The following is a 17,799-nucleotide window of genomic DNA, read 5'->3' as shown; positions in this document are numbered from 1 at the left end:
CCCCTCACGCGGGCTCCGCCCAGGCTGCGCCCGGCGGCCGTGGGTGATTACGCCGTAATCACTCCCCGCCCCCGCCCCCGCCCCACGACTGCGCTCCCTCCAGGAAGCCGTAGCCGTTCTCCTGGAGCATCGGGAGCGCTGCGAGGAACTCCTCCGGCAGGTCGAAGGCGTCGGCGAGTGTCGTCATGTGGGGCGCGAGTTCGGAGGTGAGAGCCTCGATCGTCTCGGGGAGGGCGAGGGCGTGTTCCGCCGTCAGCCGGCCTGAGGCCAGCAGGTCCCCGGTGTGCTCGCCCAACTGCTGGAGCAGGAACAGCAGGCACGCGTTCTCCAGCAGGGCGCGCGCCTCCGCTCCCGCCGCCCGCTCGACGGCCCGTGAGAAGGCGTCGGCCGCCCGTACGGTCGCATGGGTTCCCACCATCCGCAGCGCCGCGTACGAAGCCGAGTTCCACCGCCCCAGCGGATCCCCCGCCGGTCCCCTGCGCAGCCCCGCACTGGCTCTGGTCCGCCACAGCCCCTCGGCGTCCGCCAGCAGATCGCGCAGGAACCGCCGGTCCGTCAGCGGCTGCTCGGCCAGCGGCACGTCCCGCTCGGTACGCTCCTGCGCACCCGCCCCGAAGAGCAGCTCACTCGCGGCCTTCAGCCAGACGACCAGGTTGTCGCCCTCCGCGGTGATGGTCCCCTCGGTGTACTGGGGGAAGTCGGCGAGCCCGTTGGCGGAGAACAGGGCCTGCGCCCCGCACCGCTCCCGGCACTCGGTGGTGACGGTGCGCGCCTGCCAGGTGATCCAGCCCTTCATGACGGCCACCTCCCGCTCGGCCTCCACCCGCTCCTCGGCCGTGGACGCCTCGACCCAGCCGCTGACCGCCTCCCGGTGCGCGAAGGTCATGGCGTACGAGGTGACAAGCGGGCCGAGCAGTCTGCCGTGATGGCTGCGGTGGGCCTGCAGCGGCACCCGCTCGCCCGGTCTCGCCCCGCTGACGTGCCGGTGCTGCGCGTAGCGCACGGCGATGGCGAGCGCGGCCCGCGAGGCGCCCACCGCCGCCCCGCTCATGCAGAGCTTGCCCGTGGTGACCCGGCCGATGGAGTGCAGGAACCGCTTGCGCCGGTTGCCCAGGGCGCTGACCAGTTTCCCCGCCCCGTCCAGCCGCCCGTGCTCGGCCTCCAGCAGTGCGCCGCGCTCCAGCCGTACGTGGTCGAAGGAGGTCAGGCAGTGGTCCACCGGCGCCCCCGCGCGGTAGGGCAGCAGACGTACGTTGACGCCCGGGAGCAGCCCCGCCTCGTCGCTCAACGGCACCAGGAAGAGGAAGACGCCTTCGTCCCGCCCCTCGACGAGGAGCCGCGCGGCCACCAGCGCGCTCTTGGGGCCGCCGACGGGGCTGGTGTTCGGCATGAACTTCTGGGCGCCGGGCGTCGGCGTGTGCAGCACGAAGGTGTCGGTGATTACGTCGTAATCAGCGACGGTCTCCAGGGCGCTCGCGTCGTTGCCGTGTTCCAGCTCGGTGCACAGGAAGGTTCCCGTGCGGCGCATGGACAGGAAGTCGGAGAGGTCACGTCCGGCGCCTTCGCTGGCGCCGTCGCCGAGGTCGTGGTCGTGGTCGAGGAGGCTGCCGAGGAAGAGGTTGTAGTGGATGCTCGCTACGGTGCACAGCCCGCCGCCGCCGTCCACGATCGCCGCCCACTCGTGCAGGCTGGCGAGCATCTGCGGGTCGCCCGCGAGCGCCTCGGGGCTGCCGATGACGGCGTTGACCTCCCGCAGCCGTTCGTAGGCGAGCGCGGCACGCGCGGCGGGGGAGAGGCCGTCCCGGTAGCGGAACGACTCGTCCGAGACGAACTCCCGCCAGATGCCGTGGACCCGCTCCCGTTCCCCTTGGTCGAAGAGCAGATGACTCAGCTCCCCGGCGACCACGACGCCGGCCGTGAGCTCGGCCGCCACGTCGGCGGCGAGCTCGGTCGCGAGATCGGGCAGCAGCGCGGTCGCCACCTCAGCCTGAAGGTCGGGCAGCAGCTCGGCCGCCTCGGCCGCGAGATCCGGCAGCAGGTCGGCCGCCACATCCGGAAGGTGCGGCGCCTCCAGGAGCACCGGTTGGAGCACAGCGGGAATCAGCTCTTCCGGGCGGTGCGTGAGCACAGTCATGGTTCCCCCACAGCGTCGTCACGGATCCGTTGCAGGGCATGAAGATACGTACCACCCGGTTTTGTTTTCAAGGGCCCACGGGTACCAAATCAATGGCCAGGAGAAGAGGAATGTCTGATTCAGTCGGGCAATTCCGCGCACATGCGGGGGGAATGTGCCCACCCGCAGGGGCATTGAAAAACCGGCTGACTGGTTTTATTGTCGCTCCGGAGGGCGTCGTAACCGCACATGCAGGCTTTCCGGGGGCCCGATCCCGCCTTTGTGCCGCCCCCACCGGCTCCAACCAGTCAGTACGGAGGGTGATGGCGATAAGATACGTACCGTTCGGTCTTTAAATGGATGAGCGGTCATAGGCGCAGCAAGGCGCGGAGGTACTGGTGGCGAAGCAGGAGCGGGCAGTCCGGACGCGCGACGCGATTCTGGCCGGGGCGGCCGAGGTGTTCGACGAGGTCGGCTACGAGGCTGCGGCCATCTCCGAGATCCTCGGCCGGGCCGGAGTGACCAAGGGGGCCCTCTACTTCCACTTCGCCTCGAAGAAGGAGCTCGCGCAGGCGGTGCTCGCCAACCAGGTGCTGGCCATTCCGCAGGTGCCCCCGCGCGAGCTCACCCTCCAGCAGGGCGTCGACGAGTCCCTGATGCTGGCGCACATGCTCAAGACCCGCGATCCCATGGTGCGCGGCAGCATCCGGCTCACCGTCGACCAGGGCTCGCGCCTGGACGGGCTGGACCGCCGGGTGCCGATGAGCGGCTGGATCGACCGCAACGCGGCCATCCTCGGCGAGGCGCAGGAGAAGGGGGAGTTGCTGCCCCAGGTGGACGTCGCCTCCGCGGCGAAACTGTTCGCCGGGAGTTTCACCGGGGTCCAGGTCCTCTCGAAGATCATGACGGACCATGCCGACATGCCGGACCGGGTGGCCGACCTCCAGAGCCACCTCATGCTGAGCATCGCCCTGCCCGCGGTGCTCGTACGGCTCGACATCTCTCCGGAGCGGGCAGCGCACGTGTACGAGGAAGCGGTCGAGGCCCGCGAGAAGCAGCAGCGCGCGGCCGAGGTGAACGTCTGACCCTCTGCGGGGGAGCGGTGCCCTGCAGAAGTGATTACGGCGTAATCACTTCCCGGCCCCGGCGACAGGTGATTACGCCGTAATCACCTCCCCGGGCCCGGCGACCCGTACGAACTGGTACGAGTACGACGCAGTGACATCGACGCATCGACGCAGGGGTGGGGAAATGACGGACGTAACTGCATGCCCGTACGCGCTGGACGTCACCGGGCAGGATCTCGCAGGCGAGGCCGCCATGCTGCGGGCCCAGGGGCCCGCGGTCCAGGTGCGGCTGCCGGGGGACGTGAAGGCCTGGGCCGTCGTGGGCCAGCGCCAGGTCGAACAACTGCTGGTGGACCCCCGGGTCTCCAAGGACGCCCGCCGGCACTGGCCGGACCTGCGGGAGGGCCGGATCACGCAGGACTGGCCGCTCTACCCCTGGGTGGCCAACGAGAACATGCTGTTCGCGTACGGGGAGCAGCACTCCAGACTCCGACGGCTGGTCGCGGGCGCCTTCACCGCACGCCGCTCCGAGGCCCTGCGCCCCCGGGTCGAGGAGATCACCGCCGAACTGGTCGCCGACCTCGCGGCCCGGCCCGCCGGTACCCCCGTCGACCTGCGCGCCTCGTACGCCGAGCTGCTGCCCATGCGGGTGATCTGCGAGCTCTTCGGGATACCGCAGGGCGACGCCACCAAGGCGCTGTGCGCCGCGCTGCACACCGTGTTCAGCACCACGGTCTCCGCGCAGGAGATGGAAGCGGCCAGGATGGAGGCCTTCGGACTGCTCGCCGCACACGTCGCCACCAAGCGCGCCGAACCGGGGGAGGACCTCACCTCCCTGCTGGTCCAGGCCCGTGACGAGGGCGACCGGCTCAGCGAGAGCGAACTGCTCGGCACCCTCTATCTGATGGTCGCAGGCGGCCAGGACACCACCGCCGCGCTGATCACCAACGCCGTCGCGGCGCTGCTCACCCACCCCGAGCAGTACGAACACGTCAGGGCCGGCCGCGCCACCTGGGACGACGTGGCCGCCGAGACGCTGCGGGTGCACACGCCCGGCGCGTACTCGCCGATGCGCTTCGCGGTCGAGGACATCGACCTGGACGGCGTCCGGATACCGCAGGGCGACCCGATCCTCGTCTCCTTCGCCGCGGGCGGGCTGGATCCCGAGCGGTACGGCGAGAACGCCGCGGACTTCGACCTGCTGCGCACCGACCGCGACACCCTCGGCTTCGGCCACGGCACGCACCGCTGCATGGGGGTGCCGCTGGCCCGCGTGGAGACCGCCGCCGCCCTCGCCACCCTCTTCGCCCACTTCCCCGACCTCACTCTCGCGTGCGCCCCGGACGAACTCCGGCCCATGCCCACCTTCCTGATGAACACCCACCGGGCGCTGCCCGTCCTCCTCGGCGACCAGGTCCACTGACGGCACGGGCCCGCCGGACGGGCCCCGCAGCACCTCGGCGACCTGTACGACGAAACCGGAGCTCCGCGGCCCACGACCGGGCCGCGGAGCTCTTTTCGTGGGCGGTGGGCGGTGCGGGGCGCCGGGCACGATCCGGAAGTGATTACGCCGTAATCACCCGGGCCGGACCGCCCCGCGGGTGATTACGGCGTAATCACCTGAGCCGGACGGCCCCCGCGGGTGATTACGGCGTAATCACCCGGGCCGGGACCCCCGCGAGTGATTACGCCGTAATCACCTCCCCCACCCCTCCACCTCCAAAAACCGCATAAGCGGTTTGTTAATCCGGATGATCAAGGTACGGTGACCGCCGTCACCTACGGCCGCCGGAACAGCAACCCCCAGGAGAGAGCGAGAGAGCAGATGGTCAAACAGGAGCGTGCGATACGCACTCGCGAGTCTCTGATCCTCGCCGCTGCCGAGGTCTTCGCCGAGGAGGGGTACGTGCCCGCGTCGCTGACCACGATCAGCCGCCGGGCCGGGGTCAGCAACGGCGCGCTGCACTTCCACTTCGAGAACAAGCAGGCACTCGCCCTGGCCGTCGAGGCCGAGGCCACCAGGGCGCTGGGCGCGATCACCGCCGAGGCGTCCCAGGCCGAGGAGGGGGTGCTCCAGGAACTCGTCGGGGCTACGCACGCGCTGATGGCCAGACTCGCGCAGGACGTCGTGGTCAGGGCCGGCTTCGAGCTGGGCACGGGTTCTGCCAGGGGAGCGGGCACCTGCCGGCTGGGCTGGCAGCGCTGGGTCGAGGAGGCGTTGTCCCGGGCCGCGCGGGAGGGATCCCTGGCGGACGGCGTGTCCCCGCAGGACGCGGCCGGGGCGATCGTCGCCGCCACCGTGGGCTTCGAGGTGCTGGGCGCCCAGGACCCCGGCTGGTACACGGGCCGGGCGGTCACCGGCTTCTGGGAGCTGCTGCTGCCCCGCCTCAAACGAGACTACTCGGTATGTTCACCTCCTCTCTAACAGACCGAACGGTCTTCTCTTGGCTCCTGTTCGTCGGAGGTGGCCTCGCAGGGCCATGCTCTCCGTGCAACCCCAACACCGTCCAGTACAGGCGGAGTTCAGCACAGGCACTCCCTCCGGCGCGACTATAGGGCCGCTTGAGTGGGACGCGGGATCCTAATAAAACAGCACGGGCGGTTTTGTATTGACAGACCGGTTGACCTGTTTTTAACTGGGTGTGTACCGAGTGGTGAGTGGCACACCGAAGAGGGGAAACGGCGTGGACATCGCAGTACTGGGCCCGTTGGCCGTCAGGGAGAACGGGATCTCGGTGACGCCGACGGCCCCCAAGCCGCGACAGGTGCTGGCCCTGCTGGCCCTGCACGCCGACGAGGTCGTACCCGTGGCCTCACTCGTCGAGGAACTCTGGGGAGGACAGGCGCCGCGCAGCGCCCGCACCACCCTCCAGACGTACGTGCTCCAGCTGCGCGAGATGATCGCGGCCGCCCTCGTCCACGACCCGCAGGGCACCGCCCCGCGCATCGCCAAGGACGTACTCGTGACCGCACCGGGCGGCTATGTGCTGCACACCTCCGGCGGCACCAGTGACGTCCGCGAGTTCGAGCGGCTCGCCGGGGTCGGCTACCGGGCCATGGACGCCGGTGACTTCCCGCGCGCGGCCCGCGAACTGAGCACGGCCCTCGCCCTGTGGAACGGCTCCGCGCTCGCCGACGTACAGGCCGGGCCGCAGCTGGAGATGCAGATACGGCGCCTGGAGGAGACCTGGCTCTGCGCGCTCGACCAGCGCATAGAGGCCGACCTGCGACTCGGCCGGCACCGCGAGCTGCTCGCCGAACTGACCGTGCTGGTCAGCCGCTACCGCACCCACGAGAACCTGCACGGCCAGTTCATGCTCGCCCTGCACCGCTCCGGCCGCCGCAGCGAGGCACTCGACGTCTACCAGCGGCTGCGCCAGACCCTGGTGCGCGAACTCGGTCTGGAACCGTCCGCGGGCCTGCGCCGGCTGCAGCGCTCGATCCTGATGGCAGGTCCCGAGCAGCCCCTGGACGCACCGGCCGCACCCGCCGCGCCCGCCGTGCCCCCCGGCCCCGGCGCGGAACGGCTGAGCCGGGTGGGCTGACGCGAGCCGGCGGGCGGCGGAAGGGAGAAGGACAGATGCAGGCCCGATCGGAGCAGACCCGGCGCAGGCTGGTGCTGGCCGGCGCTGAGATGTTCTGCCGCAAGGGGTACGCGAGTGCCACGCTCGGGGAGATCGTGGACGCCGCAGGCATGACCAAAGGCGCGCTGTACTTCCACTTCGTCTCCAAGGACCGGCTCGCCGACGCGGTGCAGGAGCAGGGCGCCGCCATGCTCCACGACTTCGTGAGCGAGCGGCGCCGGACGGGGGAGCCCCCCGTGCAGGTGCTCATCGACCTGACGCACTGGCTGGTACGAGCACGCTGTGAGGACCCCGTCGTACGGGCCGGCTTCCGCATCGCCCACGAGTGCGCCGACCGCCGGCCGCCGGTCACCGACCTGCACCAGGTCTGGATGAGCGAGGTGTTGCACCTGATCGGCGAGGCCCGCACCGCGGGCGACCTGAGCGACCTGGCAGGCCGGGAAACGACCGAGGCACTGCTCCCGGCAGCGGTGTGCGGAATCGCGGCCCTGTCGGGCACCGGCCTGACCTACCACCAACTGCGCAGCAGGACGGGCGAGTTGTGGACCGCCCTGCTCCCGCTCCTGGTACCGCCGGCCGAAGCCTCCCACTACCGGGTCGCCGCCCCGGCCCTGACCCACCTCCTGGCGTCCACCGCCTCCTGACGGCCACCGCCCCTCCCGTCCCCGTCCCCGCGTCGGCACGCGGTTCCCGGTCGCGTCCCCGCCCCGCCCGGCCGCCCGCCCACCTCCGGCACTTCTCAGCGACCGCTGGACCCGTTCTCCGTCGGTCCTCAAGCGAAAGTCGTCACAGTGCCTCCATGACCACGATCGCCGAGACAACCGACACCTCGGGCGCCCCGCTCGTACGGGCCGCCAGGCTCGAAGCACTGCTCGGTGATCCCTACGATCCGGCCAACCCGCACGGCCTGCGCGCCCTGTTCGCCGCCGACGCCCGGCGCGAGGTGCCCGCCGCGACCGAGGCACTGCTCACCGAAGCGGGAACCGGCGCCGAGTTCGTGCCCGCCGCGCACGGCGGTCTGCTCACCCGCGCCGACCACCTCGTACGCGCCCTGCGCCCGGTCTTCCGGCGTGACCTCGCCCTCGGCTTCGGCCACGGGATCACCTCGCTGTTCGCCGTCGGGGTCGTCTGGGCCGCGGGCAGCGAACACCAGCGCCGGTACGTCGCAGGCCGGCTGCTCGACGGCGCCCGCGCCACCACCCTGCACCACGAACTCGCGCACGCGAACGCGATCCTGCGCCACGAGTTCACCGCCCGCCCCGGCCCCGGCGGCTACCTGCTCAGCGGGCGCAAGGACGTCATCATCAACGCGGACCGCGCCGACCTCCAGGTCGTCTACGCGCGCACCGACCCCGCCCGCGGCCCCCGCAGCCACTCCGTACTCCTCGTGGACCCCGCCGGGCACCCGCCCCACCGGGTACGGCCGCTGCCCCGGGTGGACATCCCCGGAATGCGCGGAGCACTCTTCAGCGGCCTGGAGTTCCACGACTGCCCCGTCCCCGCGGACGCACTGGTCGGCCAGGCGGGCGCAGGTGTCGCCCTCGCCCTGCGCACCTTCCAGGTCAACCGCAGCCTGGTCTGCGGCGCCGTCACCGCCGCCACCGACACCGTGCTGCGCTCCGCGGTCAGGGCCGCGACCGAGGGCCGTGGCGGACGGCCCGTCGCCCGCCGCTGGCACAAGCCGCTCGCCGGGGTCTTCGCCGACCTGCTGGCCTGCGACAGCATGAGCACCGTCGTCCTGCGGGCACTGAGCCTGCTGCCCGCGAGCGCCCACGTGTTCGCGGCCGCGGTCAAGTACGTGGTGCCCGACCTGCTCCGCGAGAACCTCGAAGAGCTCGCCCCCGTCCTCGGCGCGCACGGCTACGACCACGGCAGCCCCGAGTACGGCGCCCTCGGCAAACTCGCCCGCGACCTGCCCGTCGCCGGATTCGGCCACGCGGGCCGCGCCTCCTGCCAGGCCGCCCTCGTACCGCAGCTGCGCAACCTGGCCGAGCGCTCCTGGTTCACCGAGCCGGAGCCGCCCGCGGACCTCTTCCGCAAGGACGCCCAACTGCCCGACCTGGACCACCGGTTGCTCGGCATCGCGGGTGGCGGCGACTTCATGGCCGCCTCCCTCGTCGGCTCCGCCGCCCGGCTCGCCGCGGCCCGCGGCGCAGGCGGGCACATCGCCGCTCTCGCCGCGCTCGCCGAGGAGTTCGTCACCGAACTGCGCACCCTGCGGGAACAGTGCCGCCACCTCCCGGCCTCCGGCGCGGCCCTCGCCGACTCTGCGGTGGCCGTCCTCAGCGACCGCTACTGCCGCGTCGTCGGCGCGGCGGCCGTCCTCGGCGTCTGGGAGGGCCAGGACGGCAGCGACCCGTTCCTGGTGAACCCGGCCTGGGTGGTGCTCGCCCTCTCCCGGATCGGCGGCCAGCTCGGCATCCCGGTGCCCGAACTGCCCGACGGCTGCCAGGAACAGGTCCTCCAGGAAGTCGTACGCCGCTACCGGGACGGCCGCGGCTACGACCTCGACGCCACCACCACCCCGTGACAGCACCCCCGGCACCACCCGCACCATCCGCACCACCGCTCAGCACCCACGGAAGGCAGGGACGACATTGACCCACACCCCTTTGCCCGGCGCGGAGCGCATCGCGGAGCCCGTCCACGTCGGCGGACCTGACGCACCCTGGCACCGCGTACGGGAAGCCATGGACCGCCACGGCAACGCCGTCGTCCACACCACCTGGGGCGAATGGCTGACCACCGTCGTCGCCGACCCCGCCCTGCGCCCCCTGCTCGGCCGCGACTGGCAGCGTTTCCGGCGCACCGAGGACCCCACCACCCGCTACCGCTTCGCCGCCTCCCGGCTCGCCACCAAGTACACCGCGGCCGCGGCCCTGCGCATCGCCCCGGCCGGCATCGACCTCGCGTACAAGGCGGGCGGACGGCCCTACCTGCGCGGGCTCGACCAGATCGACGTCAGCCTCACCCACACCGAGGACCTGATAGCCGTCGGCATCAGCCGTGACGGCCGCATCGGCGTCGACTCCGAGCCCGCCGACCGGCAGATGTCCTACGAACTGCTCCAGCGCCAGGTGCTCACCCCCGCCGAACGGGCCGCCCTCGAAGGCCTCCCCGCGGCGCGGCGCACCGCGGAACTGCTCTGCCTGTGGACCCTCAAGGAGGCCTACACCAAGGCCCTGGGCCAGGGGATGCGGCTCGGCTTCACCAAGTTCGGCTTCGGCGCGGGCAACGGCGGGTTGCGCGCACCCGACGGCAGCCCCGCCGCGGAGGACGAATGGGCCTTCGTCACGCACCGGGTCCTGGGCAGCCGCTACCTGCTCAGCGTGGCCCGGCAGGACGCGGGCCTCAACAGCTCGCCCGACACGGCCGCGCACACCATGTTCGACGAGGGCTTCATGGAGGCGGTCGCGGAACTCCTCGACTGACCCCGCCGCACCGGGCCGCTGACGGCGGAAAGGACCCGCCGGGACAGGGCCGTTCCAGCTCCGCTCGAACCACGCTCAAGAGGCCGCGCACACCTCTCCCCGCCCCGCTACCGTACGAAACGGTGGGTGCGTGTGCGAAGACGAGGAGGCCGAAAATGGCGGAGCTCGACGCAGCTCCTCGTCCGCACTGCCCACCCCGTGGGACGGGGCGTCGCCCCCTGGCCGCCCCGTCCCCCTCCACCTCCTCCCACTCCGTACCACCGGCGCCGGAGCAGTGCGGTCCGGGCCGGAATCCCGGTATCCGTTTCGCGTCGGTGAAGGAGGGGAAGGAGAGGTTCCGCCGCACCGGCAGTGGAGAGCGCGCGTGGACGCACGCGCAGCCATGCGGACGTAAGCGCCCCCGGAGACCATGACCGCCGACCACATCCCGTCCGGTGACGAACTGATCGTCGTCGTCGACCTCACCGGCCTCACCGGCCTCCCGGGCAAGGCCGAAGAGGCCCTGCCCGTACTGGAGTTGTACGGGCCGCTGGACACCCACCGGCTCGAAGCCGCGCTGGACCGCGTCGACCGTGCGACGCTGCGCCCCACCCGCGCACCCCTGTGGCTCCACCGCCTGGAGGAGCACGGCCCCGGCCGCCACACCCTGCGGCTCACCGCCGCGGGCGAACCGGACACCCCCGTCGACTTCCCGGCGGGCCTGCTGGCCGGCCTGCTCACCCACACCCCCTCCCACGAGCCCGCCGGCCGCAGGCTCGTGCCCTCCCCGCTGCAACGCGAACTCATCGCCGACACCGACGCCCACCCCGGCACCGGCCGCCACAGCGAACAGCTCGCCTTCACCTGGAGCGGCCCCCTCGACGTCGACCGGTTCACCGCCGCGTGGCAGTCCGTCTTCGACCACGAGAGTGTGCTGCGCACCGCGTTCGAGGACGGCCCGCAGCCCTACCTCGTCCAGCGCGACCGGCTCACCCCGGACGTCGTACGCCTGTCGTACGCCACCACCGACTGGCCCGCAGCCGTCGAGAAGGACCACCACCGGGGCATCGACCCCCGCACCGACGGCCCCCTGCGCATCACCGTCCTGACCGGTGCACCACCCGAAGGCCCCGCCGCCCCGGCAGCCGACGCCGGCCCTGCCGCCCCCGCCCACATCCTGCTCACCTTCCACCACACCCTCCTCGACGGCTGGAGCGTGCGGACCCTGCTGCGCGAGTTCTACCGCGCCTACCTCGCCGACGGCGTGCTCCCGGGCGGCGAACGCCGGCCCGACCTCGGCGACTACCTGCGCTGGCTCACCGACCAGGACACCGCCCCCGCCCAGGAGTTCTGGGCCGGCGCCGACCTCGCCCCCGGCACCGACCTGCCCGGCACCCACCTCCCCGCCGCCACCTCCACCGGCCGCGGGCCCCGCCCCGGCGCCCGCCGGAAGGGCGACGGCAGCGGTCGCACCCGTACCCGGCTCACCACGGGCCAGGCCGAGCGGCTCTACGAATGGGCCGCGGGACTCGGCAGCCCCGAGAGCAGCGTCCTGCACGCGGTATGGGCCCTCCTGCTGTACCGCGCCCGAGGCAGCGAGGGCCCCACCCGCATCCGCTTCCACGCCACCGTCTCCGGCCGCGGCATCCCCCTCAGCGGTGTCGAGCAGCTGCCCGCCCCCCTGCGCAACCCCCTGCCGGTCACCGTCGACGTCGACCCCCGGGCCACCCTGCCCGCCCTCCTGGACGCGCTGCGCGACCAGGCCGTGGAGCGCTCCGCCTACGAGTGGGTGACCGCGGGCCAGGCCCGCGCCTGGGCAGGCCTGCGCGGCATCCCGGCAACGGGCAGCCTGCTCGTCTTCGAGAACCAGCGGTACGAGGACGACGCCCTCACCCGGCTCCTCGCGGAGCAAGGCGTCCACATCGGCTCCGCCGAGACCCTCGGCGCCCGTACCGCCTACCCCCTCACCCTCATCGCCCAGCACACCGACGACGGAGCCCTCACCCTCACCGCCTCCTACGACCCCGCCCGCCTCGCCGGGGTGGAGCAACTCCTCGCGCACACCGCGCACCTGCTGCGCCGCATCCCGGCCGAGGCGGACCGGAACACCACCGTCGGACACCTCCTGGAACTGCTCGCCGGCCTCCCCGAGGAACCGCCCCCGGCCCCGGGCCGCACCGTCGCCGGGGCGTACGCCGAGGACGCCGCCGCGCCCCCGCTGGTCGTACTGCGCCCGGCCACCAGCCCCGGCGCGGGCACCGTCTGCCTCGTCCAGACCCCCGCCGCCCGCCGCTCCACCCACACCCGTCTCGTCCGGGCCTACCGGGGCCCCGAGGCAGTGGCCCTGCTGCGTCCCGCGGAGGTCTCCCGGCTGCGGGACGCCGTCCTGCGGGTACTGGCCGAGGGCCCCGTCGTGCTCGGCGGCTTCTCCGGCGCCGGTGTGATCGCGTACGAAGTGGCCAGGGCGGTCGCGGCCTTCGGCGCCCGAGCCCCCCTCGTGGTGCTCACCGGCGCCGAGACGCCCGCCGCCGACTTCGTCCGCACCCTGGAGGACATGGTGCGGCGCGTCCGGTGACACCACGGGCCCCGGAGCGTGGGCACGGGCTGCCGGTGCGGGACGCTCACGAGTGGCTGTACAGCCGGTCCCGGTCGGCGCGCAGGCCGAACGGGAGGCGGGAGCGTTCGCCCGGGTGGCGGGCTGGGCGCTCCTCGGTCTCCGCGTACGCGGCGGTCGCGGTGCGCACCCGCTGCGGCCCGGCCAGGCCCCGGTCGCCCGCGAGATAGCGGCGGGCCCCGGTGATGAGCCAGTGCAGGATCCCCGGGCCCTCGTCGGCGACCAGGAGATCGGCGAGGTTGTCGATCGTGCGGTGGTCGGGGACGACCTGGTCGAAGGGGATGAGCCTCATCCGCCGCCAGAACGCGAAGCCGCCGGTGCCCACCTCGGGGCGGTGGTTGCCCAGCAGCCACAGTTTGTGGGTGGGGGTGAAGGAGAAGAAGTCCTGACGCATGCGCCGGGCCTTGATCCGGTCGCCGCCGGTCAGATGCTTGACGCGGGCCTCGTCGAAGGCGTCGCCCGGCCTGAGTTCGGCACAGACGATGATGCGCCGCCCGTGCAGTTCCGCCAGGTCCGTGGAGTGGCGTTCGTACGGGCGGGCCATCAGGAAGCCGGGGGGTGCGGCGTCCGCGTAGCCCCCGAGGAGTTTGACCATGACGTCCAGCAGGACGGACTTGCCGTTCTTGCCCGAGCCGAAGAGGAACGGCATGATCTGCGCGCCGACGTCCCCGGTGATCGAGTAGCCGAGCAGTTCCTGGAGGTAGCCGACGAGCCGGGCGCCCTCGGGGTCCCGGCCGAAGGTGTCGGCGAGGAAGCGGTCCCAGTAGGGGGTCGGCATGGCCCTCGGGCCGACCTCGGTGGCCCGGGAGTGCAGCTGGGTGCGGGGGTCCGGCGCGCTGAGCGTGCCGGTGAGCAGGTCGACCACGCCGTCGGGGGTGCACAGCGCGTACGGGTCGGCGTCCAACTGGTCTGCCTGCAGGGCGATTCCCGGGGCACCGCGGGCCTGTTCCAGCATGGCCCGCATGCCCGTGGTGGAGAGCGAGTGGTGGCGGTGGCGGCGCAGCGCGGCGGGGGAGTGGCGGCCTGCCGGATCCCGCTCGGCGAGCGTCTCGGCGAGGTCCCCGGCGGCCCACAGCACGGTGTGGTCGCTGTCGTCCTCCCAGCGGTGGCCGGACCACCGGTACCAGCCCAGCCCCGGCACGTACCGGAACCCGTGCCGGTGCCGGGCGGCGAACAGTTTGGCGTTGCCCCGGTCGCTGAGGCTGTCCGGCACCGGGGACGGCTCGACGGGCGGGTACGGGGCGGTGGGGACGAGGCGCGGTGCTGCCACCGGGGCGGCCAGGGTCACGGGCGGGCCGCCGCAGCGAGGTGGCCGACGGCCGCCTGGGGCAGGGGCGTCGAGCTGGGCGCCGCTCCCGCGGTGACGGCCGCGAGCGAGGGAGGTCCAGGCGGGTTCGAGGGGCCCGCGAGTACGGCGCCGCACGATGGGCCGCTGGGTGAGGAACCCGGTTCGAGGGGCACGGACGGTTCCTTTCAGCGACCGGAGCGACTGAGCCTCGGGGAGTTGCGGGGCCCGGGTACGGCGGTGCGGCGCGTACACGGGTGCGCAAGAGGCAGGCGGGGCCGGTCGGGTACATCGCTGGTGCGCGGGACGGTGGTACGGAGTTCTGGGGGGAGTGGGGGGCGGGAGAGGGGTGGGCTTCCTCTCCCGGCGCCTGTCTCCTGGCGTGTGCGGGGCCTGGGAATCAAGTCGTGCCGGTGGGCGCGCTGTTCGCCGGGGTGCGTCGGGGTGCGGACGCGCGGGTGCCTGTGGAGCGTGCGGGGCGCGGGGGTCAGCGGGCGGTCGTGGTCACCGTGCTGGTGAAGGCGGTGACCCCGCCCTGTTCCGCGGTCATGCTGATGCCCGGCAGTGCGCCGTGTCCGGCGGGCAGCGGCGAGGCGGTGATGTGGCAGTCGCTGTTGAACTCGACGTACTGGAAGAACGTGGAGGCGAGCCGGTAGGGGTAGAGCGGCAGCGGCCAGGCCTGGGCGTGGGCCGCCTGGCGGGCTGCCTCCAGGAGCAGCATGCCCGGGACGTGGTCGACGGGGTGGTCGAAGAACAGCGGGTGCGTGGTGTCGGAGCGCAGCAGCCACCGGTCCTGGACACCGGTCTCCGCCAGCACGACGTCGCCGGCGCTCACCCGGCCCGCCTGGTCCGGGGAGATCCCCGGCAGCGCGCCGGACGCGGCGGCCGTGGGGGCGCCCTCGCCGGAACCGGCGCGCAGCCTGCGGTAGATGGCGGGGGAGTGGCTGGAGAAGCGGGCCTCGGCCGTGCCCATCGGTATGCCGTCGCGCAGCGCGGTGACGCGCATGGTCAGGGCGGCCAGGCGGCCGGACCGGACGGTGACGTCCGAGCAGGTGAGGTGCAGGGTGACGGCACCGGGGCGCTCGTCGATGTACATGGCGGACGGGTCGACCTCGAAGGTGAGGTGCTGCCAGATGAGGTGGTGTCCGACCGGCACCTGGTAGCCGGCGTGGGAGAGCAGCGGGATGCACTGGCGGACGGTCTCCGCGAAGAGCATCGGGTCGTAGAGTCCGTGTCCCAGGCAGTAGAGCGGGTGGACGCGCGGCCAGAGCGCCGTGACGACGAACTCGTTCGCGCGGGTCTGCGTCCATCCGGAGAGGAGCACCTCGGCGGCGTTTCTCTTGTGCACGTACTCCTGCGGTACGGAGCGCAGCAGGGTGGTGGGTGCGGGACGTTCTTCGACGACGGTCACTGGTCCCCCAAGATTGTTGCGGAGCACGGGATTTGCTCCGCTCGTCTGGCGCAGTCGCGCCCAGGGCCGTAACATAACGCGTGTTCTTTTTGTTTGTCGAGGGAAGGCCGAACTTTGATGTCGGAGCCGAAGCAGGATCGAGCCATCAAAACGCGTGATGAGATCATCTACGCGGCGGCATCGGTCTTCGACGAACGCGGCTACAGCGGCGCCAGCATGAGAGAGATCATGAAGCGTGCCGGAGTGACCCTGGGAGCCGTGTACTTCCACTTCGAGAACAAAGAGGCGCTCGCCCGTGCGGTGATGAACGCCCAGCCCACGACCGTCATCCCCCGGCTGGCCTCACAGGGCCTGCAGCGGCTGGTCGACCTGACCCTGGTGTGGGCGCACCAGCTGCAGGCCAACCCGGTGCTGCGGGCGGGCGTCCGGCTGACCGGCGAACAGGCCGGATTCGGCATGGAGGACGCCACTCCGTACCAGGAGTGGGCGCAGATCATGGAGAGCTGCCTGCTCGCCGCACGGCGCGACGACGAACTGAACGAGGCGGTCGACAGCACGGCCGTCGCGGAGTTCCTGGTCAGCGCGTGTACCGGCATGCAGATGTACTCCCACGTGGTCAGCGGCCGGAGCGACCTGACCGCCCGCACCCTCCAGATGTGGCAGATCCTCCTGCCGTCGCTCACCTCCCCGGCCCGTGTCTCGGCGCTCCGCGCCGACCAGGCCCGCGCGGACTGGCTGAACGCCTGATCCGGACACCCGTGTCCCGCGGCCGTTCCCCGAGTGAGCGTCTCCCCCGAACGAAGGACTTCGCCATGCCCTCTGCCCCGCAGCACATACGCCTCGTCGCCCTGAACATCGACGGCGTCCTGCTGAACGACACCTTCAGCCCGGTCATCCACCACTTCATCACCAGCCGCGGCGGTGTCTACTCCGCCGACGTCGAACGCCGGATCTTCTCCCAGCGGCGCAGCGTCGCCGGACCCGAGATGGCCGCCGCGATCGGCGCCGACATCTCCGGCCAGGCCGCGCTCGACCTGTACTTCGAGGACCGCGACGCCTATCTGCGCGACCACCCGGTGGAGATCACCGAGGGCGCCGCGGACCTCCTGCGCCGGGTTCGCGCCCTGGGGCTGCCCACCGTCTGCTACGGCGGGCTGAGCAAGTCGCACTTCGACACCCATCTGGGCGCCCTCGCCGACCTGTTCGACGGCCCCGGCTACCTCTGCACCGACGGCTTCCGCCCCGGCCTGCGCGAGATCGCCGACGCCTTCGGACTCGAACCCTCGCAGGTGCTGTTCGTCGACGACGTGGCCAGGGTGGCCGAGGCGGCCAAGGCCCTCGACGCCCCCTTCATCGGCCACCCCAGCCGGTTCGAGAAGAGCTTCCAGCCGCAGCTGATGCGCGAGGCGGGCGTACGCCACCTGGTCGGCTCGCTGCACGAGATCGACGAGGCGCTGCTGACGGCCGTGGACGCGGAGGCCGCCGCGGGCCGGTCCTGGACGGCGGGAACGGCGCCGGGCACCCGGCCCGCCGGTCCCGCGGCAGCGGCGGGCGGCCTGCTGTGCGACAAGGTCGTCATGGTGACCGGCGCCTCCAGCGGCATCGGCGCGGCCGCCGCGCGCCTCTTCGCGGCCGAGGGCGCGGCCGTGGTCGTCACGGCCCGAAGACACGAACAGCTCGACGGCCTGGTCAAGGAGATCGCCAACGCGGGCGGTCGTGCCACCGCGGTCGTCGGCGACGTCACCCGTCCCGAGGACGTGGAGCGGATCGTGGCCGAGGCCCGTGAGACCTACGGGCGCCTCGACGGGGCCTTCAACAACGCGGGCTGGGCGACGGCCGGCGGGCGCATCCACGAGACCGACGACGCGATCTTCGACCAGGTGGTCGACGTGAACCTGCGCGGGGTGTGGAACTGCATCAAGGTCCAGACGCGGGTCATGCTGGAACAGGGCGGCGGCGGCTCCATCGTGAACACCGCGAGCGTCGCCGGCGTCCTGGCCACCGGCGCCACCGCCTCCTACGTCGCGGCCAAGCACGCGGTCATCGGCCTCACCAAGGCCGCCGCGCAGGAGTACGCGCAGGAGGGCATCCGGGTCAACGCCCTGATCGTGGGCAGCACCCTCACCGAACTCATGCACCAGGTGCTGGAGGAGACGCCCGCCCTCGCCGAGCCGTTCGTCTCGCGGTCCCTGCAGAAGCGCATGGCCGCTCCCTCCGAGGTCGCCCAGGCGGCGCTCTGGCTGTGCAGCGACCGGTCGTCCTTCGTCACCGGGGCCTCCGTGCCTGTCGACGGCGGCTGGACCGCGGCCTAGGGA

13 protein-coding genes are annotated in these 17,799 nt (G+C 72.4%); 10 read left to right on the top strand and 3 right to left on the bottom strand.

The window, feature by feature from the left end; genetic code table 11:
• Window positions 1-58 precede the first annotated feature (58 nt).
• Window positions 59-2,134, bottom strand: a complete 2,076-nt coding sequence (locus tag ACIQM4_RS33095) for an acyl-CoA dehydrogenase (RefSeq protein ID WP_401599049.1) — start codon at window positions 2,132-2,134, stop codon at window positions 59-61.
• Window positions 2,135-2,511: 377 nt separating this feature from the next.
• Here ACIQM4_RS33095 and ACIQM4_RS33090 point away from each other — a divergent pair, with 377 nt between their 5' ends.
• From ACIQM4_RS33090 to ACIQM4_RS33055, 8 genes are all read left to right on the top strand, one after another.
• Window positions 2,512-3,198 (top strand): ScbR family autoregulator-binding transcription factor, encoded by a 687-nt coding sequence (locus ACIQM4_RS33090; protein ID WP_401599048.1) that lies wholly within the window; start codon window positions 2,512-2,514, stop codon window positions 3,196-3,198.
• 166 nt (window positions 3,199-3,364) lie between these two features.
• Window positions 3,365-4,603, top strand: a complete 1,239-nt coding sequence (locus ACIQM4_RS33085; RefSeq protein ID WP_401599046.1) for a cytochrome P450 — start codon at window positions 3,365-3,367, stop codon at window positions 4,601-4,603.
• Window positions 4,604-4,945: 342 nt separating this feature from the next.
• Window positions 4,946-5,605, top strand: coding sequence for a ScbR family autoregulator-binding transcription factor (locus ACIQM4_RS33080; protein WP_401599044.1), 660 nt, complete (start codon window positions 4,946-4,948; stop codon window positions 5,603-5,605).
• A 259-nt stretch (window positions 5,606-5,864) separates the two neighbouring features.
• Entirely contained in the window at window positions 5,865-6,725 is an 861-nt protein-coding gene (locus ACIQM4_RS33075; protein WP_401599042.1) for a BTAD domain-containing putative transcriptional regulator, read from the top strand.
• Window positions 6,726-6,760: 35 nt separating this feature from the next.
• Window positions 6,761-7,408: a ScbR family autoregulator-binding transcription factor gene (locus ACIQM4_RS33070; protein ID WP_401599041.1), complete on the top strand. Its 648-nt coding sequence runs from the start codon at window positions 6,761-6,763 to the stop codon at window positions 7,406-7,408.
• 155 nt (window positions 7,409-7,563) lie between these two features.
• Window positions 7,564-9,294 (top strand): acyl-CoA dehydrogenase, encoded by a 1,731-nt coding sequence (locus ACIQM4_RS33065; RefSeq protein WP_401599039.1) that lies wholly within the window; start codon window positions 7,564-7,566, stop codon window positions 9,292-9,294.
• Between the two features lie 67 nt (window positions 9,295-9,361).
• Window positions 9,362-10,195 carry a 4'-phosphopantetheinyl transferase family protein gene (locus ACIQM4_RS33060; RefSeq protein ID WP_401599037.1) on the top strand — a complete coding sequence of 278 codons (834 nt, stop codon included), beginning with the start codon at window positions 9,362-9,364 and terminating at the stop codon, window positions 10,193-10,195.
• Window positions 10,196-10,604: 409 nt separating this feature from the next.
• Entirely contained in the window at window positions 10,605-12,749 is a 2,145-nt protein-coding gene (locus ACIQM4_RS33055; protein WP_401599035.1) for a condensation domain-containing protein, read from the top strand.
• Between the two features lie 46 nt (window positions 12,750-12,795).
• Here ACIQM4_RS33055 and ACIQM4_RS33050 read toward each other — a convergent pair whose 3' ends face one another.
• Both ACIQM4_RS33050 and ACIQM4_RS33045 read right to left on the bottom strand, forming a co-directional pair.
• Window positions 12,796-14,058, bottom strand: coding sequence for a phage/plasmid primase, P4 family (locus tag ACIQM4_RS33050; protein ID WP_401599033.1), 1,263 nt, complete (start codon window positions 14,056-14,058; stop codon window positions 12,796-12,798).
• Between the two features lie 502 nt (window positions 14,059-14,560).
• Window positions 14,561-15,484: a ScbA/BarX family gamma-butyrolactone biosynthesis protein gene (locus ACIQM4_RS33045; RefSeq protein ID WP_401599031.1), complete on the bottom strand. Its 924-nt coding sequence runs from the start codon at window positions 15,482-15,484 to the stop codon at window positions 14,561-14,563.
• Between the two features lie 117 nt (window positions 15,485-15,601).
• On the opposite strand from ACIQM4_RS33045, the gene ACIQM4_RS33040 reads away from it, so the two are divergent.
• Both ACIQM4_RS33040 and ACIQM4_RS33035 read left to right on the top strand, forming a co-directional pair.
• Window positions 15,602-16,231 (top strand): ScbR family autoregulator-binding transcription factor, encoded by a 630-nt coding sequence (locus ACIQM4_RS33040; RefSeq protein WP_401599029.1) that lies wholly within the window; start codon window positions 15,602-15,604, stop codon window positions 16,229-16,231.
• Window positions 16,232-17,040: 809 nt separating this feature from the next.
• Window positions 17,041-17,796 carry an SDR family NAD(P)-dependent oxidoreductase gene (locus tag ACIQM4_RS33035; protein WP_401599186.1) on the top strand — a complete coding sequence of 252 codons (756 nt, stop codon included), beginning with the start codon at window positions 17,041-17,043 and terminating at the stop codon, window positions 17,794-17,796.
• Window positions 17,797-17,799: the final 3 nt, after the last annotated feature.

It is taken from the genome of Streptomyces sp. NPDC091272 (assembly GCF_044757485.1).
GTDB lineage: Bacteria > Actinomycetota > Actinomycetes > Streptomycetales > Streptomycetaceae > Streptomyces.
The sequence above is the reverse complement of the archived record's forward strand: the minus strand, read 5'-3'. Positions and strand labels throughout refer to the sequence as shown.